Origin of the sequence: Corynebacterium sp. MSK012, assembly GCF_030232435.1 — a bacterium.
GTDB classification, from domain to species: Bacteria; Actinomycetota; Actinomycetes; order Mycobacteriales; family Mycobacteriaceae; genus Corynebacterium; species Corynebacterium jeikeium_D.
In genome coordinates this window covers 75,642-101,705 of the sequence record NZ_JASPJU010000003.1, presented here as the reverse complement: position 1 = coordinate 101,705, position 26,064 = coordinate 75,642, and the positions used below count along the sequence as shown (strand labels likewise).

Sequence of the window (26,064 nt, the reverse complement as noted above, 5' to 3'; positions counted from 1 at the left end):
AGGGAGCCCGGGCTACTTCTTCTGGCAGTCCCTGCACAGGCCGAAGACCTCAGCAGTGTGCCCGGTCAGATTAAAACCGTGCTCCTCCGCAAGGCTGTGCGCCCACTGCTCGACAGGGCCGCCGGCGACTTCAACGGTGCTGCCGCAATCGGTGCAGACCAGGTGATGATGGTGGTGGTCACCGCACAGCCGGTACAGAGCCTCTCCGGAGGCATTGTGCAGAACATCGACAATGTCCATTTCTGCAAGGGACTGGAGCGTCCGATAGACCGTCGTCAAGCCGACCTTGTCCCCACGTTCCGTCAGCGACTTATGAATGTCAGCAGCGGAGCGAAAATTAGGGGCCTCACTCATAATCGACACGACGGCGCGGCGTTGGCGAGTACTGCGCTGGCCGATGCGGGTTGCGGCCGGCCGCGCGGAGGCTTGTGTTCCGGTGCTAGCGGGGGAGCCCGTACCACGTGGGTTTTCGCCAGAACTAACTTCGTGCATATCTTCGCCAGCCATGTAACCGACACTACCCGGTATCGGTTGGACAAGATGCGCTAGAGTATAGGGGAACTTTTAACTGGCCTGTTGGGGTCAGTACATTTTGCTTTTCATTATGTCGTTCGCCGCACGGAACGGGCTGAATTGTGTGCCCGGAAAAGGCGTGTGGTGTGCGATGCGAAGCCATTTATAAGGAGTGGTCTAGACCGTGGCACCTAAGTCAGTTGTCGATACCGTCGCCAACCTGTGTAAGCGCAGGGGGTTCGTTTACCCGTGTGGTGAAATTTACGGCGGTACCCGCTCGGCATGGGATTACGGTCCCCTGGGTGTGGAGCTGAAGGAAAACATCAAGCGCCAGTGGTGGAAGACCTTCGTCACCGGTCGTAAGGATGTCGTCGGCCTGGATTCCTCCATTATCCTGCCGCGCCAGGTCTGGGAAGCTTCCGGCCACGTCGCTACCTTCACCGACCCGCTGGTGGAGTCCCTGCACACCCACAAGCGCTACCGCGCTGACCACCTGCTGGAGGCCTACGAGGCCAAGCACGGTCACCCGCCGGCCAATGGTCTGGCAGATGTTCCGGACCCGGAGACCGGTCAGCCGGGCAACTGGACCGAGCCGCAGATGTTCTCCGGTCTGATGAAGACCTTCCTCGGCCCGGTCGACAATGAGCAGGGCCTGCACTACATGCGCCCGGAGACCGCTCAGGGTATCTTCGTCAACTTCAAGAACGTTATGACCACGGCTCGTATGAAGCCACCGTTCGGTATCGGCCAGACCGGTAAGGCATTCCGTAACGAGATCACCCCGGGCAACTTCATCTTCCGTACCCGCGAGTTCGAGCAGATGGAGATCGAGTACTTCGTCGCACCGAACGAGGCGGAAGAGAAGTTCGATGAGTGGGTCGACGCCTGCTGGAACTGGTTCATTGACCTGGGCGTTAACCCGGAGAACATGCGTCAGTTCGACGTTCCGAAGGACGAGCGCGCTCACTACTCTGCACGCACAATCGACTTCGAGTACCGCTTCCACTTCCAGGGCAACGAGTGGGGCGAGCTGATGGGTGTCGCCAACCGTACGGACTACGACCTCGGCTGCCACATCGAGCACTCCAAGGAAGACCTGCGTTACCACGACCAGGTCACCGGCGAAAAGTACGTTCCGTACGTCATTGAGCCGTCCTTCGGTCTGACCCGCGCCTTGATGGCCTTCCTGTGTGATGCCTACACCGAGGAAGAGGTGCCGAACGCAAAGGGCGGCACCGACACCCGTACCGTGCTGAAGCTAGACCCGCGTCTGTCGCCGGTTAAGGTTGCTGTTCTGCCGCTGTCGAAGAAGGACACCCTGACTCCGACCGCTGAGGCTGTCGCGGACAAGCTGCGCCAGTACTGGGCCGTCGATTACGACACCTCCGGTGCTATCGGCCGTCGTTACCGTCGCCAGGATGAGATCGGTACTCCGTTCTGTGTCACCGTTGACTTCGATACTCTCGAGGACAACGCTGTGACCGTCCGTGACCGCGACACCATGGAGCAGGAGCGCGTCAAGATTGACGAGCTGGAAGGCTACCTCGCAGCTCGCCTGGTGGGCTGCTAATGGCCGAAGAAGTTTTTTGGGAATCCTATAGTCTCGGCGACGGCTCTCGGGAAAAATCCGAGCAAACCTGGCCGATTCTGAAGGAAAGCACCGAAGTCGGCACGTACATCCGTGATGAGCAGGGCGATCGCCTCAACACCCCGGAAGGGGAGTGGGTCATTGATGCCTCTGCTAATCACCGTGTTTCCGCCACGCTTCCCAACGGCCGCGTGTTCTCGACCGTTGCTGCTGACCGTGACAAGATTTCGCGAGCCAAGCAGCTTTCAGTGACCTTTGGGCCGGATCGTCCTGAAGGCAAGCTGGTGTGCGAGGGATCGACGAACTACGTCATCGAGAATGCGAAGACCGGCGAGAAGTGGGGTCAGTTTACCGGTGCGTCCCGTGGCGTGCGCCACGCAGAGGTGCAGTTCGACACCGATGAGGGCCGTGCGCTGCCGGAAGAGGAGAAGATCTTCCTGGTCTACAGTGCTCGTCGAGTGCTGGAGTCCCGCATGGTTTCCTCTACCTGGATTCTCACTGTCTGCTTGCTCTTGCTGATTGCCTATATGATTTGGGTGTGGATCGTGTAGCAACTATTGCAGACGGCGTCGTTTACGACGAGAACCAAAAGGCCCTGTCCGACGGCTGGAGCTGTCAGGACGGGGTCTTTAGTGCTTTCTGGATCACCTCGTCACAAGGGCGTGGCTGGCAGGTGAAAGCCCGCTTTTTTAGCACGAACGCGCTAGTGATGACGAATCCGGATGAGGGGGATTCTTTCGTCCTAAACAGAGAAGGACGGGGAATTCGCACGGTCTTCGACATCGAGCGGCCAGGCTATGAGCTCGCCCGAATCGTCAGAGAGGACAGTCTAGGCCGAGGGGTATTTGGTGTCTATGCCCAGAAAGGAGACTTCCGGGGGAGTTTCGAAGACTGGCTGATTGCCGCCGCTCTGGCGACGTGGTCTGTGGATGGACCACGCCAGATGCGAATTTAGGCGGGAATCTAGAAGCCCATTGTGCTGCCGGAGCCGCCTGGTCGGCTCGAACCTCCGCCGAAACCGCCGAAGCCACCGATGCTGCCACCAAAGCCGCTGTTGTTGCTGAGCATGCTTCCCAGCACCATGCCGGCGACCATCGATCCGTTGCTGCCGCCACCGCGGCGCTGATCCTGGTAGCGGCGGATGTCACGGCGGGCCAAGTCAGCGGCCTCAGCCGCGAGCTTGCGCGCACGACGTGCGTAGGCCAACGCCTTTCGCGGATCGTCGTTGGCCAAGCCCTGAGCAGAGCCGTAAGCACGCTGCGCCTCCGCGAGGCGAGTGCGAGCCTCAGCGCCAACCACACGGCGGCGGGTAGCAATTAAGTCAGCCGCGGCGCGAATGTGATTGTCGGCATCCTGCATGCTGTGCTGCAAAGTAGCGGTAGCGCGGGCGAACGACGCGGCCTTGTCTCGAGCGGAGTCGAGGGCTTCGTCGAGTAGCTCATCGGCATCGGTCAGTGCGGTCCAGGAACTCAGTGGATCCACTTCGGACTTATTGGCTGCCACACCGAGTGCTTCACGGCCTGCTTCGATGGCCGCATTGAGACGCTCGCGGTTGATGTTGGCGCCTTGCGGTGCCGACATCAGGTGCGAGGCCTCATCGATTTCACCGCGGACCTCGGCGATAAGGGAAGCCAGTCCAGCGACTGCAGCGTGAATATCGCTATCGGCGTGTTCAATGGCCTCCAGAAGACTCTCTGCCTGTGTGAGCGCAAAGTCGGTGGCCGACAGCGCATCAATCAGACCACCTTGCTCACCGGCAGGTAGGTCCGCGATGCGGCGGGCCTCAGACATTGACTGGTCAGCCTGATTCAGGTGCTCCGTGGCCATGTCGATATTGTCGGTCACAGAGCTGAGCATCTGCTCTTCGTAACGTGCGCGCAGACCATCGAGAATTTCGCCGGCACGCGGCATACGTGAACGCAGCTCGACACTTCGCTGAGTGAGCTTCGAAATCGTCGCTTCAGCATTCATCAACTCCTGGCGGAGTTTCTGGAAGTTTGCGGCCTCGCCGTCGAGCTGGTCATCCGCAACACCACAGGTGGAGATAATCTCCAGCAGGACACTGCGGCGCTCGATTTCGTCGGACACGGAGCCGTCGTCAAGCTGTTGGCGAAGTGCAAACGCACGCTCGAGCGTGGACTGAGAGTGCTTCAGTGCGTTGTCGAAGCTGCGGATGCGTTCGGTGCCGAACTCAGCGCGGGCGAGGTCGAGCTCGGTGCGGGCTTTGCGAATGGACTCATCGGTACTGACAATCTCATCGTGCGCAAGAACATCGAGCGAGCTGGTGCTCAGCGAGTCCAGCGAAGAGACATCCTTGGGGTCGATGTTGCGGCCACGAGCGATCTCCTCCTCATCGCGCTTCTTCTTATTGCGGCGGCCCACGGCCCAGGTGGCGCCACCGACAACGGCAGCACCACCGAGGCCGGCACCGAGCGCCCACCCACCGGCGGAGCCGCTGCCACCGCCTGCCTCGGCGATGGCAGCTTCACCCGCAGCTGCCCAGTTGTCATCCTCTAACAACTGCCCTTGAGCTGCCCTGTTGATGGCCTCCGCGTTGCGGGGGAAGGAGTCTCCGACGAAAGCGCCGAGGTTTCGGTCTTCCACAGCGACGACGATGACACCGCGGTTGTCGGCAGCTCCGAGGTGTTCCCAGGCCTGCTGTGCCCACTGCTGGCCCTGAATGCCGTCGAAGCTCTTGATATAAAACACCGAGAACAGGAGTCGCTTCTCTGTCTTGAGCTGCTGAATCTGCTCCTTCAGACGAGCTTCATCGCCGCCGCTCAGCACACCTGCGAGATCAGCCACCTCGCCCGACACATCCGCCGGTGCCTCGGCGTGCGCCAGGGATGCTGACGGTGCGAGTGCCAGCAGCGAAGCAGGTGCGTGAACCGGTGGCTGTGCCGGTAGTGCGGCAGTAATTAGCGGCATGCTCAGGCCGAGAAAAGCACCCGATGCGGCAAGGTAAAGGGGGCGAAACACGCGATTCCTGTCAGACATATCTACAAGGATACGTAACAATAATTACGTGGCCGGTAAATTTTCGTATTCATCTTTTGAACTCGCTCGTATTGTCGAGGAGTCTCCGAAGCAGTCATTGCTGCCTGGGGTGCAGTCCTTGGAAACCCACCGGGCGGCGTTTGCACGAGATCGCGCCCGCGTCCTGCACTCCGCAGCGCTGCGCAGGCTGGCTGACAAAACCCAGGTTGTGGGGCCAGGGGAGGGCGATACTCCCCGCACACGCCTGACTCACTCGCTGGAGGTCGCGCAGATTTCCCGCGGAATCGCCAGCGAGTTGGGTGCAGATGAGGATCTCGCAGAGCTGGCCGGCCTGACCCATGACATCGGGCATCCGCCGTATGGCCACAACGGCGAGCGCGCCCTCAACGAGATTGCCGCTGGGTGCGGCGGGTTTGAGGGCAACGCGCAGACGCTGCGTATTCTCACTCGCCTCGAGCCGAAGGTGCTCGATGGTACAGGTGAGCCCTGCGGACTCAATCTCACTCGGGCGGCGCTCGATGCGGCTTGTAAGTACCCGTGGACGCCAATCGGTCCCGATGGTCAGCTCCGCCACAAGTACGGGGCCTACCAGGAAGATGCCGCAATTCTGCAGTGGATTCGCCAGGGCGTTCCGCACGGCAAGCAGTGTCTTGAGGCGCAGATCATGGACTGGTCTGACGATGTCGCCTATTCCGTCCACGATGTCGAGGATGGCATCGTCTCTGGCCGCGTTGACCTGGGTGTTCTGTGGGACACGGTGGAACTGGCCGCACTCGCTGACAAGGGCGCTGCCGCATTTGGTGGCGATCCAGCGGAGCTCGTCGAGGCTGCCGGGCGTCTTGCCAGCTTGCCGGTGGTATCAGCTGCGGCGTCCTATGATGGTTCGCTGCGCTCGCTGGTCGCGCTGAAACGGATGACCTCGGAGCTGGTCGGCCGTTTCGTCACGGCTTCCGTCGCGGGTACGCGTGCTGCCTCCGGGTCGACGCTTCCGCTCGGGCGTTACGACGCGGACCTCGCCGTGCCCAGCTCGATTCTGGCGGAGGTCACCATGCTGAAGACCATCGCCGTGCTGTATGTGATGGATCTTCCGCGTCATATTCGCCGTCAGGAGCGTGAACGCGATCGTCTTTTCCGGGTGGCCGAGTATCTGCAGGAAGGTGCTCCAGGGACGCTTGATCCGATGTTCCAGTGGCTCTATTCCCGGGCGGAGAGTGACCAAGCGCGGCTGCGGGTTATCGTTGATCAGCTAGCGTCGATGACGGAATCGCGTGTAGAGCGGCTTGATCGCCAGATTGCTGGTGTGGCTGCGGCGTGGGGGTAGTGCTGTCAGCGATTACTATTTTTGAAGTATCCGCTGAAGGCTACTACTGAGGTCATCGGAAAGCGCCTTCGTAGTCTCTGCGTCGGGCTTCGCATGCATGTAATCGAGGGCTAGTCCATTTACGATAGCTGTGATGAGCCGGGCCGTCTGAGCTATATCTCCAGGGACGTCTGCGGCGGACAGTGCTGAAATGAGATGGTCCTGGAATCTACTGAGTTCGTTCTGGTACTCCTGGGCCAGAACTTTGCGTGTTGATGCAGCGGCACCGAGGATAACCCACAGTGCTGCGTCTTCGCGCTGTATTGGGCCGATGGGGAGTAGTTCGAGCAGGGAGCGGTGGAGCTGTTCTAGCGGCGAGGTATTCGATTGAAAGCGTAGCGACGAGACTCTTTCATGCTGTCGTGCTGCCGAGCGCAGAAGTGCCCTGCTGAGTAGTTCGTCTTTCGTGCCCATAAAATACTGCACTGTTCCAGGGGCTACGCCCGCCTGTTGAGCCACTTTTCGAACGCTGACAACGTCGAACCCCTGGTTAACAATCACTTTGATTGCTGCATCGGAAATGGCTTTTTCTTGAGGTGACATCATGCTCATATCCTAAAACTCCTTTGGGGTTTCATTCGCGCCACTTCCCGTACGACTGTATGATAGTTTACTATACGAATGTACGAGGGAGTGATGGAGATGGACTATCTTGTTCTTGTGGGGCTTGCGCTTCTTGACAGTCTCAGTGCTGGAACCCTGCTGATTCCAGTAGTGCTGCTCATCGTCTGGCGGAGGATGAGAGGTGCCGAATACGTTACTTATTTAGGGACAATTGTCTTGTCCTACTTTGCGGTTGGCATCGCGCTCTTTTTCGGCCTGCGTCAGGCTTTAGACGCAGTCTCGGGCATTGCATCCAACACTTGGTTCAGTTGGGTGATGATGGTGTTGGGTATTTTGTTAGCTGCTTACGGAATCCTGGCACCGAATCCCAAGAAACGGACCGTCGAAGAGGTAATTGAATCTCGGTCGGAGGACACTAAGAAAGGTTCTGCCGGTCTCCCAGCGATGGTGGGTTTAGCCTTAGCTGCAGCAGTTGTCGAGGTCGGTACGATGTTGCCGTACTTGGCGGCAATCGGAATTATTGAATCGATGGCAGTGCCTTTCGCAGTGCAACTGCTTATCCTCGCGCTCTACTGTGTAGTGATGATTTTGCCCGCAGTCATTGTTGGAGTGCTCTTCGCAGCCTTTGGAGATAAGGTCTACAGCCGGGTAGTGAGCGTTATCCCCCGGTTGGAATATGAAACAAAGGTCACTGTTTTGTGGGTGGCAGCAATAATTGGCATCGTTCTTGTTGCCCGGAGCGCAAATCAACTCGGTTTTATCGGGTAGCGCTAATTCCGCAGTGATACTTTGGCTCAGTCCTCCGCGTCAGGAATCTCGCAGAAGCTCTCGTAGTGGTCGTCGGTGTAGTACCAGACATCCGGATCGTTTTCGGAACCGCCGCCGACAACGATGCGGCGTGCACCGCGGCTGGAATTACCCGGGGTGGTCACGGTGTATTCGCGGTAGTAGTCACCGCGCTCCTTCGGCAGGCGTCCCTCGTAGTTACCGAAGTGCTTGCCGTCGTGCTGCGAATAGATGTGGTCCTGGTCGGTCAGGATGCGGTCGATAACATCGTCGGCCTCCTGCGGCAGGGTATCTACTGCGCAGGTGGCACCCTTTGCACCCGACTTGTTGCTGCTCGAGTTAGGACCCGGCTTGGGATTCGACTTCGCGCTAGAGGCAGCGGAACTCTGCGACCCCTGTGAGTCCTCCGACCCCGATGCGTTCTGATCTCCGCCATCGAGTCCCAGGTAACTACCAGCCAGCACCAGGGCGGCAGCGCCGACGCCGCTCGCAATCTTCTTCCACTCAGCCATGGCTAGTATCTTTCCATATCGGTCGCCGCCGGCACGTTATGGGCTGGGCGCGGGCGGCTCGTCGGCATGCGAAACCTCTACGGCGGAGTCGATTGGACGGTTTGGGTAAGGTTATTTTCATGGCTAGGGGAAGAATTCCGGACTCCGATATCGCGGCAATCCGCGAACGGACTCCGATTGAGGAGATCGTTGCAGAATACGTGAACCTCAAACCGGCTGGCGCGGATTCTCTGAAAGGGCTTTCGCCTTTTAAAGACGAGCGCACGCCGTCGTTCCACGTACGCCCCAATCATGGCTACTACCACTGCTTTTCCACCGGCAAGGGCGGTGATGTATTCAGCTTCCTCATGGAGATGGAACACCTGTCTTTCCCGGAGGCTGTCGAAGCCTGTGCGGAGAAAATTGGCTTCCACATTAACTATGAGGGCGGCGGCACGGGCCGTCGCGAGGAACCGGGAACTCGCCAGCGTCTCATCGCCGCAAACCGCGAGGCACAGAAGTTCTACCGCGAACAGTTCTCCACGCCTGCAGCAGCGCCAGCGCGCGAGTTTCTGGAAAACCGCGGCTTCACCGCCGAGCACGCGGCCCAGTTCGGCTGTGGCTACTCGCCGGCCGGCTGGGACACACTAACCAAGCACCTGCAGCGCCTGGGCTTTAGCTTCGAGGAGCTGGATAAGGCAGGTCTTTCCAAGATGGGGCGCATGGGGCCGATCGACCGTTTCCACCGTCGTCTCATGTGGCCGATTCGCAATATGTCCGGCGATGTCATCGGCTTTGGTGCCCGCAAGCTTTTCGACGATGACAATCTGGGCAAGTACATGAACACGCCCGAGACCATGCTGTACAAGAAGTCCAAGGTCCTCTTCGGCTTGGATCTGGCAAAGAAGGACATTGCCGCTGGTCATCAGGCTGTAATCGTGGAGGGCTACACTGACGTCATGGCCATGCACGCCTCAGGCGTGACCACGGCCGTCGCGTCCTGCGGTACCGCTTTCGGCGAGGAACACCTCCAGCTGCTGCGCCGTCTCATGCTCGACGACAACTTCTTCCGCGGCGAACTCATCTACACCTTCGACGGCGACGAGGCAGGGCAGAAGGCCGCCATGCGCGCCTTCGAGGGCGAGCAGAACTTCACCGGCCAGTCCTACGTCGCGGTCGCGCCGGACGGCATGGATCCGTGTGATCTGCGCCAGAAGAAGGGAGAGGCCGCAGTCCGCGATCTCGTCGCTTCACGACGGCCATTGATCGAATTTGTCCTCCGCACACTTCTGGCCGACTATGACCTGACCACCGCTAATGGCAGGGTCTCCGGGCTGCGCCGAGTGGTGCCTGTCCTGGCCCAGCTCAAGGACGCGGCGCTGCGCGATGAGTATGCCCGCGAAGTTGCCGGCTGGATTGGCTGGAATGATGAAGCCGAGCTTGTGCAGCGCGTCCGCGAGGAGGCCAGTCGGCCACAGAATGAAAAGCGCACTCCCTACCAGCGTCGCCAAGAAGAGGCCCGGGCCCGCGAAGAGGCGGAGGAAGCGCGGCGCCGGCGCAACCCGGCACTGCCGTATCCAAACCCGCGGGACCCTGTGCTTTATGCGCAGCGTGAGGCCCTCAAGCTGGCAATTCAAGAGCCCGCTACCACCGGCCCGGTATTCGATGCGCTCGCACCTGAGACCTTTGGGCATCCGACATACCGAGCGGTATTCGACGCCATCATGGCTGCCGGGGGCGCCTGTGGGGAGGCGGCCACACAGCCACATAGCTGGGCGACCGCAATTATGGATCAGGCGCGGGAGGACGTCGTCAAGCATCTCGTGACTGAGCTGGGCGTGGAGCAAATCGCCGTCGATGCAGAGACGCTGCGCCCGTATGCGCAGGCGATTCTGGCGCGGTTGCAGGAGGTGTGGGTCGGTGACCAAATTGCACAGCTGAAGGCGATGCTCTCGCGAATGCGGCCCTCAGATGACGAAACCGCCTACAACTCGCTGTTCGCGGACCTGCTCGCGATGGAGCAGTACCGCCGCGAACTGCAAGCAGAGGCGGTCAAGGTCGTGTTTGAGTAGCTAGCGACTAGTAGGGCGGCTAGTAGCCGCGGCGAATCCACTCTTCCAAGTGCGGAGCCTCGCGGCCAATCGTCGTGTGATCGCCATGACCCGTGCGGACAGTCGTTTCCGCAGGCAGAGTCAGCAGGTTGTCGCGGATGGAGTTAATAATCGTGTCGAAATCCGAGTAGGATCGACCGGTCGCTCCAGGACCGCCGGAAAACAGCGTGTCACCCGAGAACAGCTCCGCGGCCTCCGGCACGTACAGACAGCACGAGCCAGGGGAGTGGCCCGGAGTGTTAATAATGACAACCTCCATGCCCGCAATCTCCAGGCGCTGACCGTGTGCGAGGTCCTCGTGCGCCAGGTTCGGCCAGGACTGCTCCCACAGCATCTGGTCGCCCGGGTGGACCAGCAGGGGAGCGTCGAGCTTTTCCTGCAGCTCAGGTGCCACAGTGATGTGGTCGTTGTGTGCGTGGGTGCACACGATGGCCTTTACCTTGCGGCCATCCACCGCATCAATAATCGGCTGCGCCTCATGCGCCGCATCGATGACAATGACCTCACGGTCATCGCCGAGCACCCATACGTTGTTGTCTACGTCCCACGTGCCACCGTCGAGCGAGAACGTGCCCGACGTGAGAACGTGGTCGACCCTCAAATCCTTGTTCACAGCGTCACCACCGATCGCAGTACCTTACCGGCCTTCATAGTTTCGAAAGCCTCATCAACATCCTCAATGCCAATGCGCTCCGTTACGAAGCCCTCCAACGGCAGGCGGTTTTGCAACGACAGATCTACCAGCATCGGGAAGTCCCGCTCCGGCAGGCAGTCGCCGTACCAGGACGACTTCAGCGCACCACCGCGGCTAAACACATCCGCCAGCGGGATGTCCAGCTCCATCGTCGGCGCCGGAACACCGACCAGCACAACACGTCCAGCCAGGTCACGGGCGTAGAACGCCTGCTTGTAGGTTTCCGGACGGCCGACCGCATCGATCACGACATCAGCACCGAAACCATCGGTCAGCTCACGCACTCGCTTAACGACGGGATCCTCTTCCCCGGTGCCCTTATCGCTCTTAGCCAGCTCCGCAGAGTTAATAGTCTCGGTCGCGCCGAATTCGCGGGCGGTGTCCAGCTTCTCGTTCGAGATATCGATGGCAATAATCTTGCTAGCGCCGGCCAGCTTGGCACCGGCGATAGCGGCCGTACCAACGCCACCGCAGCCGATGACGGCTACCGATTCACCGCGCTTGACCTCGCCGGTGTTAATAGCCGCACCGATGCCGGCCATGACACCGCAGCCCAGCAGGCCCGCAACGGCCGGATCGGCTGCCGAATCGACCTTGGTGCACTGGCCCTCGTGGACGAGGGTGGCATCCGCAAAAGCGCCGATTCCAAGTGCTGGGGTGAGGACGGTGCCGTCGGCAAGCGTCATGGGCTTGGAGGCGTTGAAAGTGCTAAAGCAGTACTGTGGCTCACCACGCTTGCAGGCGCGGCACTCGCCACAGACGGCGCGCCAATTGAGGACAACGAAATCGCCGACGGCAACATGCGTGACCTCTTCGCCAATCTCGGAGACCACGCCTGCGGCCTCGTGGCCGAGGAAGAACGGGTACTCGTCGGTGATATCGCCGTCGCGGTAAGCCAGGTCTGTATGGCAGACGCCGCAGGCCTGGATGTCAACAATGACATCGTTCGGGCCCGGGGACGGGATGTGGATATCAGTAAGTTCTACAGGTGCGCCTTTTTCGCGGGCGATAACGCCGCGCACAACGCGTGCGGTTTGCTCGGTGTTTTCGGTTCCGTTGGTTTGTTCAGACATAAGCCCCATCGTATGAGCGCGGTATGAAAAGTGCATGATGGAAAGCGTTTTCAGTACTGCTGGGGGCTTCGTTGGGCTGTGTGAGATTGCGTGGATTGCACGGATTGCACGGATTGTGTGGATTGCACGGATTGCACGGATTGTGTGGATTGCGTGGATCATGTGGATTGCACGGATTGTGTGGTTTCAAGAACTCACAACAATGTCATGGCCGATGGGTATGAGATGCCTAAATTAACCTTTGACCTGGCGATTTGTGAGTTTCAGGGGGTCTGGGTAAAGTATCTATCCGTCGCAAGGAACGGCGTGGCCGAAGTATGGGTTAGCTGGTTCTTGGCGGTGAGTATTCCTCCATAGCTCAATGGCAGAGCATTCGACTGTTAATCGAAGGGTTGCTGGTTCGAGTCCAGCTGGAGGAGCAATTAGGCCAGGTCAGGGAGTTTTTCTCTGGCCTGGTTTTTTATTCGCAGTGTTAATCCACTAAAACAATCATTAAATATTCGGGCCAAAGGACAAAATTCGTGTCTTTCCCCGACGCGCCCCGGCTGGTTATTGAGGGGTTGGGCCGTGGGAGTGAGCGGTCTATTTTCTATTCCGCCACTTATGGCCAAGTTTCGGGGTCTTGTCGATGGTGTCGGTGACTTGTCGATGGTTTTTCGGCACTTATGCGCACGGTATTGGCTGGGTCTCTCACATGTCGATGAGGTATTCACTTATGGCCACGCTCCAGCGCATCGATAGGTGAATACCTTGGCCACAAGTCGCTGGAGTCTTGGGCCAGAGCGCTGGAGCCGAAAGCTTGCCACTTACTCGCCACTTATGCGGGGGTTCTAGAATCCCAATAGCGCAATGACAAGTGAAGAGGAGCCATCACGGCATCGCGGCAGCACGCCACGTATGGCTCGAAGATGACGTATGGCTCGACAGTAACGTTTGGCTCTGTATACGCGACCATATGTACACATTGGCGCAACAGGTCACTTTTGGGCCATAGGCGGACAGTTAAGCCATAAATGGACAGGCGCATAGGAGGCGATGGAGCACTTTTTTTTGGGGGGGGCACAAAGCTGCCCGAGCTAGCCAGTACCTGAGTACTTAGAGACGTGGGCGCTATGAGTTCCCCAGCCGAAGCCGCAGGTGGCGCGGTTGGGCTGGGGCGCGGGGACCGTCGTAAAGCTAAAGGTTAGACCTGATCTAGGAGGTCCCAGAGTGTCGAACTGTGGATAATCTGCAGGTCGTGGGCTTCGGGCGCGACGTTGACGTGGCCAGGCATGAGCGTCACGGACGAATGCGTGTGACCGTGAACGATGCCGGTCCAACGATTAGCGTGCGGAGCCCAGCGGACGGCATTCTTGGACGCGGTCCGATCCATCAGCGCGGGGTAGTGGTTGACGAGATAGGCCTTCTTGCCCTGTTTAATCTGGAGATTCAGGCTGATGAGGTCAAAGACGTTCTGGTAGGCGCCCATCCATTCCATCTGCACCGCAGGCTGGAACTTGGGGTGAATCTGATCGTGGTTACCAGGAGTCAGAATCATGGTGAGGTTGCACGCTGACTTGACCTCGGCCAGCTTCTCCAGCGCGTAGGTATCTTCGTGAACCGAAATATGGGGGTAAGTAAAGAAAAGCGTGTCTGGGCGGTGCGTCGCCGGTGGGCACCTTTCGCCACTTACCCCAGTGCGAGTTACTGACTGCGTTTATGGCTGATGGCGTTGGGTGGATGCGAGTTACTGACTGCGTTTATGTCAAAAATGGCACGAAAAATGCCCTGAAAGTGTCATAAACTCACACAGTTTCACATTTGCAGCCCATAATTTTTCGGGGTTGTCAGTTTTGCTACTTAACCCACTCTATGGTCGGGGGATTTTTGCTCTTGCGGGCGTGACTCGATTCTCCACTGGGGAGGGGGATTTGGTCTTTCTGGAGGTCATCTCACGTAACCTGGGACGCATGAGGCTCGACAATATAACCTGCCCCTTGCTGGCGTCCTTTTTCGCCGCGGTCGCGTGGAGCGTTTTAGGTGGGCTCATCTTGCCGGAGCCCAACCTCGCCTACGACGAAGGAATTGCGTCGTGGATTGTGTCCATGCTGGTCTCAGTAATGCTGGTCGGAGCAATAGCCGTTTTCGCCGGTGATGGGTCGTTGGCTCGGGGGATGGCCAGCGCGCGGAGCATTGTCGCAGCAGCTACCGGCGCAGGAATTGCCGCGCTTGGCGATCTGGCATTCCTATTTCTCACCACGCCGCCCGATGGCCAGGACGGCCTAGCCGTCGCCTATGTCGTGTTCTTCTACATCCCGCTACTATTTCTTGGCGGATGGGCCGCCAGTGCCGCGATTAATCGGATGCGTAGGTGGCGCCGGAAAGCGAAGAAAGAAAGAGAGACCTAGCTGGCGGCCGTGAGTTAGGCCTCTAACTTTGGAGCCGCCAGCGCCTGGTGCGTCAGGTTAAGGCCGACCATCGTAATCTGCCAGGCGCGGAGGGCGTTTTTTGGGGCAGAGGCGATTGTCGACACCTTCATCGGACGTGAATCGGAATCGACAAATCGCCTAGCCCCAAGGGGTCGGATTCTTAGAACAGGCCAGTCGGGTTCTCGTCGTAAGAGACGAGCATGCACTTGGTCTCCTGGTAGTGCTCGAGCATCATCAAGTGATTCTCGCGGCCGATACCGGACTGCTTGTAACCGCCGAAGGCTGCGTGAGCAGGGTAGCTGTGGTAGTTATTCACCCACACGCGGCCGGCCTGGATACCGCGGGCAGCGCGGTAGGCGTTGTTCTGGTTGCGGCTCCACACGCCGGCGCCAAGACCGTAGATAGTGTCGTTGGCAATCTCGAGAGCCTCGTCCAGGGTCTTGAAGGTTGTCACGGCCAGGACCGGGCCGAAGATTTCCTCGCGGAAGAAACGCATCGAGTTGTTGCCCTTAAAGATTGTCGGCTCGACGTAGTAGCCTCCCTCCAGCCCTTCGAGCTTGGCGACGTTGCCACCGGTGAGAACCTGTGCGCCCTCCTTCGGTCCGGACTCCAAGTAGCCGGAGATCTTGTCCAGCTGCTCCTGGGATGCCTGGGCACCCATCTGTACCGACGTATCCAGCGGGTTGCCGGTCTTGATTTGCTTAACGCGCTCGACCGCGAGCTTCAGGAACTCATCAGCGATGTCCTCGTGGACTAGAGCTCGCGACGGGCAGGTGCAGACCTCGCCCTGGTTCAGCGCGAACATGGCCAGGCCCTCGATGCACTTCTCGCGGAACGCGTCGTCGGCGTCCATGATGTCGGGGAAGAAGATGGATGGGGACTTGCCGCCGAGCTCCAGCGTGATCGGAATAATCTTGTCGGACACTGCCTTGTTGATTAGCTGGCCCACGGCAGTCGATCCGGTGAACGCAATTTTGGAGATCCGGTCGCTTGCGGTCAGCGCAGCACCGGCCTCGGTGCCGAGGCCATTGACGATGTTGAGAACGCCGTCCGGAAGCAAATCGGCGATAATCTCGGTGAGCATGAGAATCGACGCGGGGGTCTGCTCTGCTGGCTTGAGCACGATGCAGTTGCCGGCGGCGAGGGCCGGGGCGATCTTCCATGCGGCCATCAGGAGGGGGAAGTTCCACGGGATAATCTGGCCGACGACGCCGAGTGGCTCGTGGAAGTGGTAGGCGACCGTGTTGTCGTCAATCTGCGAGATGCGCCCCTCCTGCGTGCGGGTGGCCCCGGCGAAGTAGCGGAAGTGGTCGATTGCGAGCGGGATGTCAGCGGCGAGGGTCTCGCGAATGGCCTTGCCGTTCTCCCAGGTCTCGGCGACGGCAATCTTCTCAAGGTTTTCCTCCAGACGGTCCGCGATGCGGTGGAGGATCAGCGCCCGCTCGGCCGCAGGAACCGAGGCCCAGGAGTCCTTCGCCTTGTGCGCGGCGTCGAGAGCGAGCTCAATGTCTTTCTCGTTAGACCGCGGAACCCGGCAGAAAACCTCGCCCGTAACCGGGGTGGAGTTGTCCATGTATTGCCCGTTTACTGGAGGTGTCCACTTACCATCGATGAAATTTTCGTACTGCTCCTTGTACGTGAAGATTGCATCGGGGGTGCCGGGGTTGGCGTAAACAGTCATGTAGACACGTCCTTTCTATAGGGAAACAACAAACGTATGAGCCAACTTTAAATTGTGACTCGTGTCATAATCAACACTTATTTTTTCATCGCTTTTGCGAGAGATGCGATTGCTGCCGACCCTAAATCTGCCCCGACGTCGCCGTGAGAAATTCCAAAATTGCCCGCACACGGCGGTTTTCCTCGCCGGGCTCCAGATGCAGCTTCATAAAGATGTTGGACACGTGTTTCGCCACCGCCGCCCCGGAAAGCACGAGGTCATCGGCAATCTGCTTATTGGACTTGCCGCGTGCCATCAGCTCGAGCACTTCGCGTTCGCGCGCCGTTAAACTGGCTAGCCCCGATTTGCCGGACTGCATCAATGCCGTCGCCACATCAGGGTCAATCACCACGCCACCACCTGCGACGACCTCGAGCAAACCCAAGAAGTCCAGCACCTGGCCAACGCGGTCTTTGAGCAGATACCCGGTCCCGCCACTCGAGCTGCTGCCACTTGAGCCGGCCCCAGTACCAACCCCAGCACCTCCCGGCGAGAACAACTCACGCGCATACGCCGGCGCCACATACTGCGACAGCACCATGACATTCAGCTGCGGATAACGCTCGCGCAGTTCCACTGCGGCCCGCAGGCCGTCGTCACTCATCTTCGGAGGCATGCGCACATCGGTAATCACCAGGTCTGGCAGCTCGCCCGAGTCGTCAAACCGGTCATCGATGTCCGCCACCAGACCGTGCGCAGTGTCGACCATCGCAATCACTTCATGTCCGCGCTTTTCGACGAGCCCCGCGACTCCTTCCCGCAGGAGTGCCGAGTCATCCGCAATGACAATTTTCATTATTTCGCCGCACCTTTCTTCTCCACGCTTTCCATATCCATGCCTTCTATTTCTCCAATGCCCGATTCCCAGCGATTTAGCATCAAGGGAATTCTGGCTATTACCTGCGTTGGCCCGCCTTCGGGAGAGTGCATGGTCATCGCACCGTCAAAAGTGGCCAGGCGCTCTTTCATGCCCCGCAATCCGCGCCCCAATTTTGCCCCACCTGGGCCTTGGTCCGTAATTGAAATATTCAGTGTTTGATCTGAGGTGAGCAGCACAGAAACAGGAGCATTCGGCGCATATTTTGCTGCATTTGTCAGCACTTCTGCACAGAAAAAATATGCCGCGGCGAGCACGCTTTCCTCCAATTCCGGCAGCGGATAGGGAGTGTGTACAACAACGTGAGGGCCATATCCTTCAGCAATTTCCTCAACAGCCGCTTGCAGTCCGCGATCGCGCAACACCTGCGGATGGATGCCATGGACTGTTCGCCGCAAGGCCCGCAGGCCATCCTCCAAATGGCCGCGCGTTTCCGACAGGAGCTGCATTAGTTCCTCATTGCCAGTATTGGAGGCCTCTAATTCCGCAAGTCCTAATTTCATTGAAGCCGCAACAATGTATTGCTGAGCTCCGTCGTGGAGGTCATTTTCAATGCGGCGACGTTCAATCTCAAAGGCTTCGGCAATTGTTCGTCGTGAAGCGGTAAGTTCGGCGATGCGGGCGGCGGCGGATTCCTCGTAGCTGCGTTTATGCGCTTTTTCGCGACGGTTCGCGCCGATATATTTGCGGAAATAATCCTTCAGCTCCATAGTTTCCCATGGTACGAAAGCTCTGTGTGCGGAGGAATTAATTTCCGGCATGGTAGACCTAGCACTACCGCAAAAGGAAAGTGGGCACGGTGTTGAAATCGCCTCCGTGCGAGTGAAATGAGTGCCATGACAGAGAACAACAGCCCCAGAAACGCACGACTTTGTATCCGCGACATCACCAAGTCCTACAATTCCGCTCCCGTTCTCACCGGCATTTCGCTGACCATTGAGCCCGGCGAAACGGTTGCAGTCATGGGACCGTCAGGTTCTGGTAAGTCCACGCTGCTGCACTGCATGTCCGGCGTTTTGCTACCGGACGACGGCGACGTCATCTTCGGTGACACAAAGATCAGTTCGCTTTCCGACGCCGACCGCTCCGCCCTCCGCCTGCACGACTTCGGCTTCGTTTTCCAAGATGGCCAGCTCCTTCCCGAGCTGACTGCCAGGGAAAACGTTGCTCTGCCAATGATTCTGCAGGGCAAGAAGCGCTCGAAGTCACTCGCGCTTGCCGACGATGTCCTCAACCGCCTGGGGCTCAAGGACCTCACGCGCCGTCGCCCAGGACAGATGTCCGGCGGTCAAGCACAACGTGTGGCAATTGCCCGCGCGATGGCCGGCGAGCCAGGTGTCATCTTCGCCGATGAGCCGACTGGCGCGCTGGACCAGTCCACAGGCCATGAGGTCATGCAGCAGCTCACCGCGTTGGTGGAGCAGACTGGCACGACATTGGTGATGGTCACGCACGATGTGAAGGTGGCCGACTGGTGTCGTCGACGTGTGGAGATCCGCGATGGCCTGATTCACGACGACCGCCTGCTGGCAGGAGCGGAGGTTACAAAGTGAGCACCGTAACTGAAGCACCAAAACCCCAGAGAATCCCTACCGGCGCACTAGCGGACCTGAGCACGCGGCTGCAGCGCGCCGGGCGTGAATCCCATTCGGGAAACGGCTGGCTATCCGCATTGTCCGTGGTGGCGATGACCGTGAGTACCTGGTTGGCGTTGGTCGTCGTCGGTGGCACGACCATGTTTTACCGCCGTTGGCAGGCTGAGCCAAAGCTGCCGCCGAACCCAACGCCCGAGGATTACATGAATCAAGGTCAGGGCGAGATGTACCTGCAGCTGGCACTGGTGGCCTGCGTTTTTGTGATTCCGGCAATGGTTTCGCTGGTGGCACAGTCGGCGGTGCTTGGCGCTGCAGGGCGGGAGCAGCGATTGGCAACTCTGCGCTTGATTGGTCTGTCTAACGGGGCAGTTACACGCATGGTAGTTATCGAAACCCTCGTCTTGGCAGCTGTTGGGCTTGTGGTGGGCACGTTGTTGTCGGTGGCCACTGCGCCATTCTGGGCGATAATCAAGTTCGACAATGACTACCTGGATACCTGGGACATGTTGCTGCCCTGGTGGGGCTACCCGCTGGTCTGGGTTGCCGTGGTGCTACTCGCACTCTTTGCCGCTGTGGTCGGTTTGCGAAGGGTGATGATTTCACCACTCGGCGTTAGCCGCAAGGAAGTGCCCAAGTCGATGAAGGCATGGCGCATGATTGTGGCCGTTGTTATCGGTGCGATCGTCCTGTACGTGATTGCCAACTCCAATATCGCGGGTGGAACCGTCACTGCCACGCTTGGTGTCGCAGCGATGATGTACCTGATGGTCTGGGCAATTGGCCTGGTGGCGCCTTTCTTTATCCAGCTTGTTGCCCGCATCTCCAGCTTCTTCGGTACTTCAAGTGATTTTGTGGCGACGCGACGAGTCGCGACTAACGCTAAGGAATCGTGGCGTCGAGTAAGTTCCATGGCCTTCCTGTCCCTGCTGCTTGGCTACACAATGATGGTGCCTGGCGAAGACAAGATTGAAGAGGTTGCAGATGTCACGTTCGCGCACGATATTGCAACCGGTGTGACTATCACTTTCGTAATCGGTTTCATTCTGCTGCTGGTGTCAACGCTTCTGACTCAGGCCTCAGCCGTCTATGAAGAGGCATCGCTGACAAAGGCGCTGGACTTCATCGGGACGCCAATCAACTTCCACCGCACGGTCACTTTCAAGCAGACATTCTTTCCCATGCTTGCGACCAGTATCTTCGGCTTTGTCATGGGTGCGCTGTTGGGAGCCACCATGTTCGGACCGATTGCGAACGAAATCACGTTTGGTCAACGCTCCCTTGTTGTTGCGCTGGCGTATCTCGTGGGCGTTGTATCAGTTGGCGCTGTGACCTTGGCGGTTGATCCGCTTCGCCACAAGTTGCTGGGTCGCCAAATCCGTCACAACGACTAGTCACCATTGCAACGACTAGTCGCCATTAAAAGGGCAGTGGAGTGGCCGGGCAGTGGTGCTCGGTGCTCGGCCAGTTCCTTAGGGTTCAACTTGAGGATTAGAGCCTGTAACCAACTGTGGTTCATCTGATAACCAAGCATTCATCTCACAACCACGTAATTTCTACCTCTGACTTTTAGCCTGAGGGCATGCGTACCTACGTGCTTGATACCTCGGTCCTGCTGTCCGATCCCCACGCCACCAAGAAGTTCGATGAGCACCAAGTTGTGCTTCCGCTGGTCGTGGTGAGTGAGTTGGAGGCCAAGCGCCACCACCCAGAGCTGGGGTGGTTCGCCCGAGAAGCGCTCCGTTTCCTCGAAGAGCTGCGTTACCGCTACGGCCACCTGGACCGGCCTGTGCCCGCCAATGATCTTGGCGGGTTTATGCATATTGAGCTCAACCACTCCGATCCCTCCATCCTTCCCGCAGGCTTCCGCACCGCCGAAAACGATCACCGCATTCTCGCTTGCGCCCTTAATCTTCAGCACGATGGACATGATGTCGTGCTGGTCACCAAGGACATTCCGCTTCGCGTCAAGGCTGGTGCGGTCGGCTTGCCTGCCGACGATTACCGCGCCCAGGACGTCGTTCTGACTGGGTACTCGGGAATGGTGGAAGTAGACGTCGACCCGGAGGAAATTGATCGTCTCTTCGCCAATGGGTTCCTTGAGCTCGAGCAGATCCAGGATCAGCCGCTGCACTGCGGCGTGCAGCTCAGCGCTGGTAGCCAGTCTGCGCTGGCACGGGTGAGCGCCCCGGGCGTCGTCAAGCTTGTGCGGGGCGATACGGAGGCGTTTGGCCTGAAGGGACGGTCGGCGGAGCAGCGTGTGGCGCTTGACCTGCTGTTGGATGACTCGGTAGGGATTGTGTCCCTCGGCGGCCGAGCCGGTACGGGTAAGTCGGCGCTTGCGCTGTGCGCGGGACTGGAGTCGGTGCTGGAGCGCGGACTGCATCGCCGGATTGTGGTGTTCCGTCCGCTCTACGCGGTAGGTGGTCAGAACCTTGGCTACCTGCCAGGTAGTGAGGACGAAAAGATGAACCCGTGGGCGCAGGCTGTTTACGACACCCTGGAGGGATTGGTTTCAGACAACGTGATGGATGAGATTGCCTCGCGCGACATGCTGGAGGTACTGCCACTGACACACATTCGCGGTCGTAGCCTGCATGACAGCTTCGTGATTGTCGATGAGGCACAGTCGCTGGAGCGCAACGTACTGCTGACGGTGCTGTCGCGTCTTGGTAGCAATTCCCGAGTCATCCTTACGCACGATGTGGCGCAGCGTGACAACCTGCGCGTCGGCCGCCATGACGGCGTGCAGGCGGTGATTGAAAAACTCAAGGGCAACGAGCTTTTTGCACACATCACGCTGAAGCGCTCGGAGCGCTCGAAGATTGCGGAGCTCGTTACGGGACTACTCGATTAAGAGTAAGCTTGTGAGGCAGATACGTAGGAGCTGTTCCTGCGGTTACTTTCACTCGGATCGTTCGGCACGTACCTGCCGATGAAAGGTTTGTATTCACATGGCTACTGTGACTTTTGCTGATGCCACTCGCATTTACCCTGGTGCGACGAAGCCTTCTGTGGACAAGTTCAACTTGGAAATTGCCGATGGCGAGTTCCTGGTTCTGGTGGGCCCCTCCGGTTGTGGTAAGTCCACAACACTGCGCATGCTTGCCGGTCTGGAAGAGGTCAATGAGGGCAAGATTTTCATTGGAGATCGTGATGTGACCAATGTCTCGCCCAAGGATCGCGATATTGCGATGGTCTTCCAGAACTACGCCCTGTACCCGCATATGACGGTGCGCGAGAACATGGGCTTCGCGCTCAAGATTGCTGGTGTGGACAAGGACGAGATTGACCGTCGTGTCGAAGAAGCTGCGAAGACCCTGGATCTAACTCAGTTCCTGGATCGTAAGCCTAAGGCTCTATCCGGTGGTCAGCGTCAGCGTGTGGCAATGGGGCGTGCGATTGTGCGCAAGCCGCAGGTGTTCCTGATGGACGAGCCGTTGTCGAACCTGGACGCGAAGCTGCGTGTTCAAACCCGTACTCAGATTGCGGCCATGCAGCGTCGGATGGGTGTGACCACCATGTATGTCACCCACGACCAGACTGAGGCGCTGACCATGGGCGACCGCATCGCGGTCATTAACTTCGGTGTTCTGCAGCAGGTCGGTACCCCGCGGGAACTCTACGAAACCCCGGCAAACGAATTCGTCGCGGGCTTCATTGGCTCGCCTGCGATGAACCTGGGCACGTTCAACGTCTCTAATGGTTACGCCACGTTGGGTGAGGCCAAGATTAAGCTGCCGGAAGCCACACTTGCTGCAATCGTGCCGGAGGATCAGAACCAGATTATCGTGGGCTTCCGTCCGGAGGCATTCGACCTGGTCGAGGGACCGGGCGATGACGTCATTCCGGTGCAGGTTAACTTGGTCGAGGAATTGGGCTCCGATGCATTCATGTATGGCGATCTCGTCGGTGGCGGAGCATTGAGCTCCGGATCTTCCTCTAACCCGGACGAAGAGGAACACGGTCAGGTGGTTATTCGTACCGCCCCGCGCACCGCGCCGCAGTTGGGCTCGGTAGTTTACGGCAAGATTCGTCCGGGCATGCTGCACCTGTTCTCGAAGTCGACTGGTATGCGCCTTCCGGCCTAAACTCTTTCGTTTAGATGAAATGAGTAGCTGGTAGGGCAGTGGGACAGTAAGACAGTTTTAGGAGCCACCGTGTCGGAAACTATGAAAATAGCCGCGACAACGGTGGCTTCAAAGCTTTTGCGCCTTCCTTGGCATATACCTCTGGAACAGTGGCCAGACGATTTGTTGGCCGCCCTACCTCAGGGAATTTCGCGGCACATTGTTCGATTCGTCAACTTGGATGACCGCGTCATTGCAGTGAAAGAAATTGGTGAGTTCACTGCTCATCATGAGTATCGAATGCTGCGTGACCTGGTCAGGCTCGGTGCTCCATCGGTTCGCCCGCTCGCGGTCATTACTGGCCGCAAGGATCCAGATGGCGAACCGTTAACTGCGGCACTCGTCACAGAACATCTCGAGTATTCGCTGCCGTATCGTGCAGTTTTTTCTCAACAGGTCACCCGCGAAACTGTGGTCCGCCTGATTGACTCGCTGGTAGTCCTGCTAGTTCGGTTACATCTCCTTGGTTTTTACTGGGGCGACGTGTCGCTGTCGAACACGTTGTTTCGTCGTGACGCAGACGCTTTCTCCGCCTACCTTGTCGACGCGGAAACGGGAGATTTGCAAGGCACACTCTCAGATTCCCGCAGGCTTTACGACGTTGACGTTGCCCATACCAACATCATCGGAGAGCTCATGGATCTGCAGGCCGGCGGATTCCTCGATCCTGAGTTGGACGTAATTGCGGTGGGTAGGCGCATTATTGAGCGTTATGAGGACCTGTGGCAAGAGCTGACGGGGGAAGAATCTATTGGTGTTGAGGAGCCTTGGCTTGTCGATGAGCGGATTCGCAGGCTCAACGACCTCGGTTTCGATGTTGGCGAGCTGAAAGTCACCAGTGATGGTGGCCGCGTTGTGTTCCGACCACGAGTGGTTGACGCAGGGCATCACCATAGGCAGTTAATGCGACTGACGGGGTTGGATGTTCAAGAACGGCAAGCGAGGCGGATGCTCAATAGTATGCAGACCTTTCGGTTGGCGGAAGGTCTTGAAGGGGTTCCGCTAGAGCAGGTTGCGCACCGATGGCTGCGTGAAGTTTTCGAGGCCACAATCCTGGCTGTGCCCGAGGGGCTGCGTGGAAGGCTGCAGGATGCGCAGGTTTTCCACGAGGTCTTGGAGCATCGCTGGTACATGGCAGAAAAACGCCGTGCGGATGTGCCGCTTCAAGAAGCGGTGCAGAGCTACGTAGACCGAGTGTTGCCCGGGCATCGCGACGAGTCCGTATATCTTCCGGCGAGCGATGAGGTCGAGTAGCTCTCTAGAAGCAGACTGTCGAGCGTACGATTATTTCAAAAGTGACAAGTAAACGACTCGCCAGGATATTATAAAAATATACATTCACGCCAAACAGGGGTGCTTTTGGTGGTCGGGTGGTTGTCGGGTCTGCGTGTGATTGTCGCGGCCAGGTGCTTACTTTGGTGCCGGTAGGCGGCTCTGTTCAGCGAAAACAGCTCGAATTCTAGGTGTGCTTTCGAGAGCTTTTGCTATTTTTCTCCTTTGCATTTGTTCACAGCTGGCTGAAGGTCAACCTAAATTGGTTTTGGTCAAGTAAGATTTTGGTGAGACCGAATACCCGCGTGGGTGGCGTCGAAGTTCGCATGAAAGGCTACTTCTAGCCGCAGGGCGGGATAATCCAATTAGGCCACGGCTGCTGGCAAATATTCGTCCGAATTTCTCGGAGGATGCCATTGAAGTGGCCTTTCTTCTCAAGGGAGAAAATATAGTGAAGAACTTCAAGCGCCTTTCAGCTCTGTGTGCAGCAGGCCTGATGGCAACCGCTGGTTTGGTTGCGTGCTCGAGTGATGATGCGGTTGCAGATGGTGGTGTCTACTTCCTTAACTTCAAGCCGGAGCAGGATGCCGCATATCAGAAGATTGCGAAGGCATACACTGACAAGACTGGTGTCCAGGTCAAGGTCGTTACCGCTGCTTCGAATTCCTATGAGCAAACTCTGAAGGCCGAGATTGGTAAAAAGGACGCGCCAACACTGTTCCAGGTCAATGGTCCGGCGGGCCTGCGTACTTGGCAGGAATACATGGCTGACATGTCTGACACTGAGATCGCACAAAACCTCAACGAGGGCATCGAGCCGCTGAAGGGCGAGGACGGCAAGGTATACGGCGTCCCGTTTGCAGTCGAGGGGTTTGGCTTGATCTATAACGAAGAGATCATGGACAAGTACTTCGCGCTGCCCGATGCCAAGGCCAAGAGCATCGACGAGATTAAGGCCTTCGGAAAGCTGAAGGAAGTCGCTGAGGACATGCAGGCCAAGAAGGACAAGCTGGGGATTTCCGGCACCTTCGCTTCCACCTCGCTCGCATCCGGTGAGGATTGGCGCTGGCAGACACACTTGGCCAACGGACCGGTTCATTATGAATTCGAGGACCTCGGCACCAAGGAAACCGCTGATGTGAAGTTCAAGTACAACAAGGAGTTCAAGAACCTCTTTGATCTGTACCTGAATAACTCCACTGTCGAAAAGACTCTGGCCCCGTCGAAGGCTGTGTCCGACTCGATGGCTGAATTCGCTCAGGGCAAGGCCGCTATGGTTCAGAATGGCAACTGGGCATGGTCCCAGATCAACGATGTCTCCGGCAACGTGGTCAAGCAGGACAAGATTAAGTTCATGCCTATGTACATGGGCCTGAAGGACGAGGATAAGACCGGCATCTCGGTTGGTACTGAGAACTACCTGACGGTCAACTCTAAGGCTTCGGAGGCTTCCCAAAAGGCAACGAAGGACTTCGTCAATTGGCTGTTCAACACCGATGAGGGCAAGAAGTACGTCGTCGAGGATCTTGGATTCATCGCTCCGTTCCAGAACTTCACTGAAGCCGACACTCCGAATGACCCGCTGGCCAAGGAAGTGGCCGCAGCAATTGAGAACGAGGACCTGACCACCATCCCGTGGGACTTCCAGTACTTCCCGTCTCAGCAGTTCAAGGATGATTTTGGCGCAGCGCTGGCGCAGTACGCTTCCGGAAAGATGCCGTGGGACAAGGTTGTCGAGACTTTCGCCGACAGCTGGAATGCGGAATCTCCGAACAATTAAATACCAGCAAATCAATGGTGATCCATTCCATCGGTGAGTGTGAAGCGAAAGCTTCTCGCGCATGAACAACCGACGGAATGAGTTCATCCAATGGCAAGGCGGAGCTCG

Annotated in this window: 23 protein-coding genes and 1 tRNA gene; 14 read left to right on the top strand and 10 right to left on the bottom strand. The window is 58.2% G+C overall.

Features of this window, described 5'->3' with window-relative positions:
- Positions 1-12: 12 nt before the first annotated feature.
- Positions 13-507, bottom strand: a complete 495-nt coding sequence (locus tag QP977_RS02725) for a Fur family transcriptional regulator (RefSeq protein ID WP_070607075.1) — start codon at positions 505-507, stop codon at positions 13-15.
- A 190-nt stretch (positions 508-697) separates the two neighbouring features.
- On the opposite strand from QP977_RS02725, the gene QP977_RS02720 reads away from it, so the two are divergent.
- The 3 genes from QP977_RS02720 to QP977_RS02710 are packed head-to-tail and all read left to right on the top strand — an operon-like array spanning position 698 to position 3,056.
- Positions 698-2,083 (top strand): glycine--tRNA ligase, encoded by a 1,386-nt coding sequence (locus QP977_RS02720; protein WP_049189626.1) that lies wholly within the window; start codon positions 698-700, stop codon positions 2,081-2,083.
- The gene (locus QP977_RS02715) at positions 2,083-2,652 is read left to right on the top strand and encodes a hypothetical protein (protein WP_016423109.1); all 570 of its coding nucleotides are present in this window, start codon (positions 2,083-2,085) and stop codon (positions 2,650-2,652) included. Before QP977_RS02720 ends, QP977_RS02715 begins: the two co-directional genes overlap by 1 nt.
- On the top strand, positions 2,640-3,056 hold the full coding sequence (locus tag QP977_RS02710; protein ID WP_016423108.1) for a hypothetical protein: 417 nt from the start codon (positions 2,640-2,642) through the stop codon (positions 3,054-3,056). The genes QP977_RS02715 and QP977_RS02710 overlap by 13 nt, the downstream gene beginning before the upstream one ends.
- Positions 3,057-3,064: 8 nt before the next feature.
- Here the strand turns inward: QP977_RS02710 and QP977_RS02705 are convergent, their stop codons facing one another.
- On the bottom strand, positions 3,065-5,098 hold the full coding sequence (locus QP977_RS02705; RefSeq protein WP_242458680.1) for a TPM domain-containing protein: 2,034 nt from the start codon (positions 5,096-5,098) through the stop codon (positions 3,065-3,067).
- Between the two features lie 28 nt (positions 5,099-5,126).
- Here QP977_RS02705 and QP977_RS02700 point away from each other — a divergent pair, with 28 nt between their 5' ends.
- On the top strand, positions 5,127-6,419 hold the full coding sequence (locus QP977_RS02700) for a deoxyguanosinetriphosphate triphosphohydrolase (protein WP_048732682.1): 1,293 nt from the start codon (positions 5,127-5,129) through the stop codon (positions 6,417-6,419).
- 15 nt (positions 6,420-6,434) lie between these two features.
- Here the strand turns inward: QP977_RS02700 and QP977_RS02695 are convergent, their stop codons facing one another.
- Positions 6,435-7,010: a TetR/AcrR family transcriptional regulator gene (locus QP977_RS02695; protein ID WP_048732681.1), complete on the bottom strand. Its 576-nt coding sequence runs from the start codon at positions 7,008-7,010 to the stop codon at positions 6,435-6,437.
- An 84-nt stretch (positions 7,011-7,094) separates the two neighbouring features.
- Between QP977_RS02695 and QP977_RS02690 the strand changes: the two genes are divergently transcribed.
- Positions 7,095-7,790 (top strand): GAP family protein, encoded by a 696-nt coding sequence (locus QP977_RS02690; RefSeq protein WP_083229230.1) that lies wholly within the window; start codon positions 7,095-7,097, stop codon positions 7,788-7,790.
- A gap of 26 nt (positions 7,791-7,816) precedes the next feature.
- Here the strand turns inward: QP977_RS02690 and QP977_RS02685 are convergent, their stop codons facing one another.
- The gene (locus QP977_RS02685) at positions 7,817-8,320 is read right to left on the bottom strand and encodes a guanyl-specific ribonuclease (RefSeq protein ID WP_049189621.1); all 504 of its coding nucleotides are present in this window, start codon (positions 8,318-8,320) and stop codon (positions 7,817-7,819) included.
- A 119-nt stretch (positions 8,321-8,439) separates the two neighbouring features.
- Here QP977_RS02685 and dnaG point away from each other — a divergent pair, with 119 nt between their 5' ends.
- The gene (gene dnaG / locus QP977_RS02680) at positions 8,440-10,371 is read left to right on the top strand and encodes a DNA primase (RefSeq protein WP_080969560.1); all 1,932 of its coding nucleotides are present in this window, start codon (positions 8,440-8,442) and stop codon (positions 10,369-10,371) included.
- 19 nt (positions 10,372-10,390) lie between these two features.
- Here the strand turns inward: dnaG and QP977_RS02675 are convergent, their stop codons facing one another.
- Together QP977_RS02675 and QP977_RS02670 are read right to left on the bottom strand one after the other, a co-directional pair.
- Positions 10,391-11,023, bottom strand: coding sequence for an MBL fold metallo-hydrolase (locus tag QP977_RS02675; protein WP_049192878.1), 633 nt, complete (start codon positions 11,021-11,023; stop codon positions 10,391-10,393).
- Positions 11,020-12,177, bottom strand: coding sequence for an S-(hydroxymethyl)mycothiol dehydrogenase (locus QP977_RS02670; protein ID WP_070653269.1), 1,158 nt, complete (start codon positions 12,175-12,177; stop codon positions 11,020-11,022). Before QP977_RS02670 ends, QP977_RS02675 begins: the two co-directional genes overlap by 4 nt.
- 347 nt (positions 12,178-12,524) lie before the next feature.
- On the opposite strand from QP977_RS02670, the gene QP977_RS02665 reads away from it, so the two are divergent.
- Positions 12,525-12,596, top strand: a tRNA-Asn gene (locus QP977_RS02665).
- 764 nt (positions 12,597-13,360) lie between these two features.
- Here the strand turns inward: QP977_RS02665 and QP977_RS02660 are convergent.
- Positions 13,361-13,714 carry a hypothetical protein gene (locus QP977_RS02660; RefSeq protein ID WP_049189619.1) on the bottom strand — a complete coding sequence of 118 codons (354 nt, stop codon included), beginning with the start codon at positions 13,712-13,714 and terminating at the stop codon, positions 13,361-13,363.
- Between the two features lie 412 nt (positions 13,715-14,126).
- On the opposite strand from QP977_RS02660, the gene QP977_RS02655 reads away from it, so the two are divergent.
- On the top strand, positions 14,127-14,564 hold the full coding sequence (locus tag QP977_RS02655) for a hypothetical protein (RefSeq protein WP_049192879.1): 438 nt from the start codon (positions 14,127-14,129) through the stop codon (positions 14,562-14,564).
- A gap of 181 nt (positions 14,565-14,745) precedes the next feature.
- On the opposite strand, the gene exaC is transcribed toward QP977_RS02655, so the two are convergent.
- The 3 genes from exaC to QP977_RS02640 form a co-directional block, all read right to left on the bottom strand.
- Positions 14,746-16,266: an acetaldehyde dehydrogenase ExaC gene (gene exaC / locus QP977_RS02650; protein WP_070827287.1), complete on the bottom strand. Its 1,521-nt coding sequence runs from the start codon at positions 16,264-16,266 to the stop codon at positions 14,746-14,748.
- A 121-nt stretch (positions 16,267-16,387) separates the two neighbouring features.
- Positions 16,388-17,101 carry a response regulator transcription factor gene (locus QP977_RS02645; RefSeq protein ID WP_070438677.1) on the bottom strand — a complete coding sequence of 238 codons (714 nt, stop codon included), beginning with the start codon at positions 17,099-17,101 and terminating at the stop codon, positions 16,388-16,390.
- The gene (locus QP977_RS02640) at positions 17,101-17,892 is read right to left on the bottom strand and encodes a sensor histidine kinase (RefSeq protein WP_083301589.1); all 792 of its coding nucleotides are present in this window, start codon (positions 17,890-17,892) and stop codon (positions 17,101-17,103) included. Before QP977_RS02640 ends, QP977_RS02645 begins: the two co-directional genes overlap by 1 nt.
- 117 nt (positions 17,893-18,009) lie before the next feature.
- Between QP977_RS02640 and QP977_RS02635 the strand changes: the two genes are divergently transcribed.
- The 6 genes from QP977_RS02635 to QP977_RS02610 all read left to right on the top strand — a co-directional run bounded on the left by QP977_RS02635 (position 18,010) and on the right by QP977_RS02610 (position 25,956).
- Complete coding sequence (locus QP977_RS02635; RefSeq protein WP_410397544.1) at positions 18,010-18,735, top strand: ABC transporter ATP-binding protein; 726 nt, start codon at positions 18,010-18,012, stop codon at positions 18,733-18,735.
- A complete protein-coding gene (locus QP977_RS02630) occupies positions 18,732-20,168 on the top strand; it encodes an FtsX-like permease family protein (protein ID WP_069359227.1) in 1,437 nt (478 codons plus the stop codon). Before QP977_RS02635 ends, QP977_RS02630 begins: the two co-directional genes overlap by 4 nt.
- A gap of 188 nt (positions 20,169-20,356) precedes the next feature.
- Positions 20,357-21,631 carry an RNA 5'-3' helicase PhoH2 gene (phoH2, locus tag QP977_RS02625; RefSeq protein WP_042388806.1) on the top strand — a complete coding sequence of 425 codons (1,275 nt, stop codon included), beginning with the start codon at positions 20,357-20,359 and terminating at the stop codon, positions 21,629-21,631.
- A 97-nt stretch (positions 21,632-21,728) separates the two neighbouring features.
- On the top strand, positions 21,729-22,865 hold the full coding sequence (locus tag QP977_RS02620; RefSeq protein WP_069359226.1) for an ABC transporter ATP-binding protein: 1,137 nt from the start codon (positions 21,729-21,731) through the stop codon (positions 22,863-22,865).
- A gap of 81 nt (positions 22,866-22,946) precedes the next feature.
- Positions 22,947-24,158 (top strand): DUF4032 domain-containing protein, encoded by a 1,212-nt coding sequence (locus QP977_RS02615; protein ID WP_172620277.1) that lies wholly within the window; start codon positions 22,947-22,949, stop codon positions 24,156-24,158.
- A 514-nt stretch (positions 24,159-24,672) separates the two neighbouring features.
- Positions 24,673-25,956 carry an ABC transporter substrate-binding protein gene (locus tag QP977_RS02610; RefSeq protein ID WP_088611979.1) on the top strand — a complete coding sequence of 428 codons (1,284 nt, stop codon included), beginning with the start codon at positions 24,673-24,675 and terminating at the stop codon, positions 25,954-25,956.
- Positions 25,957-26,064 lie beyond the last annotated feature (108 nt).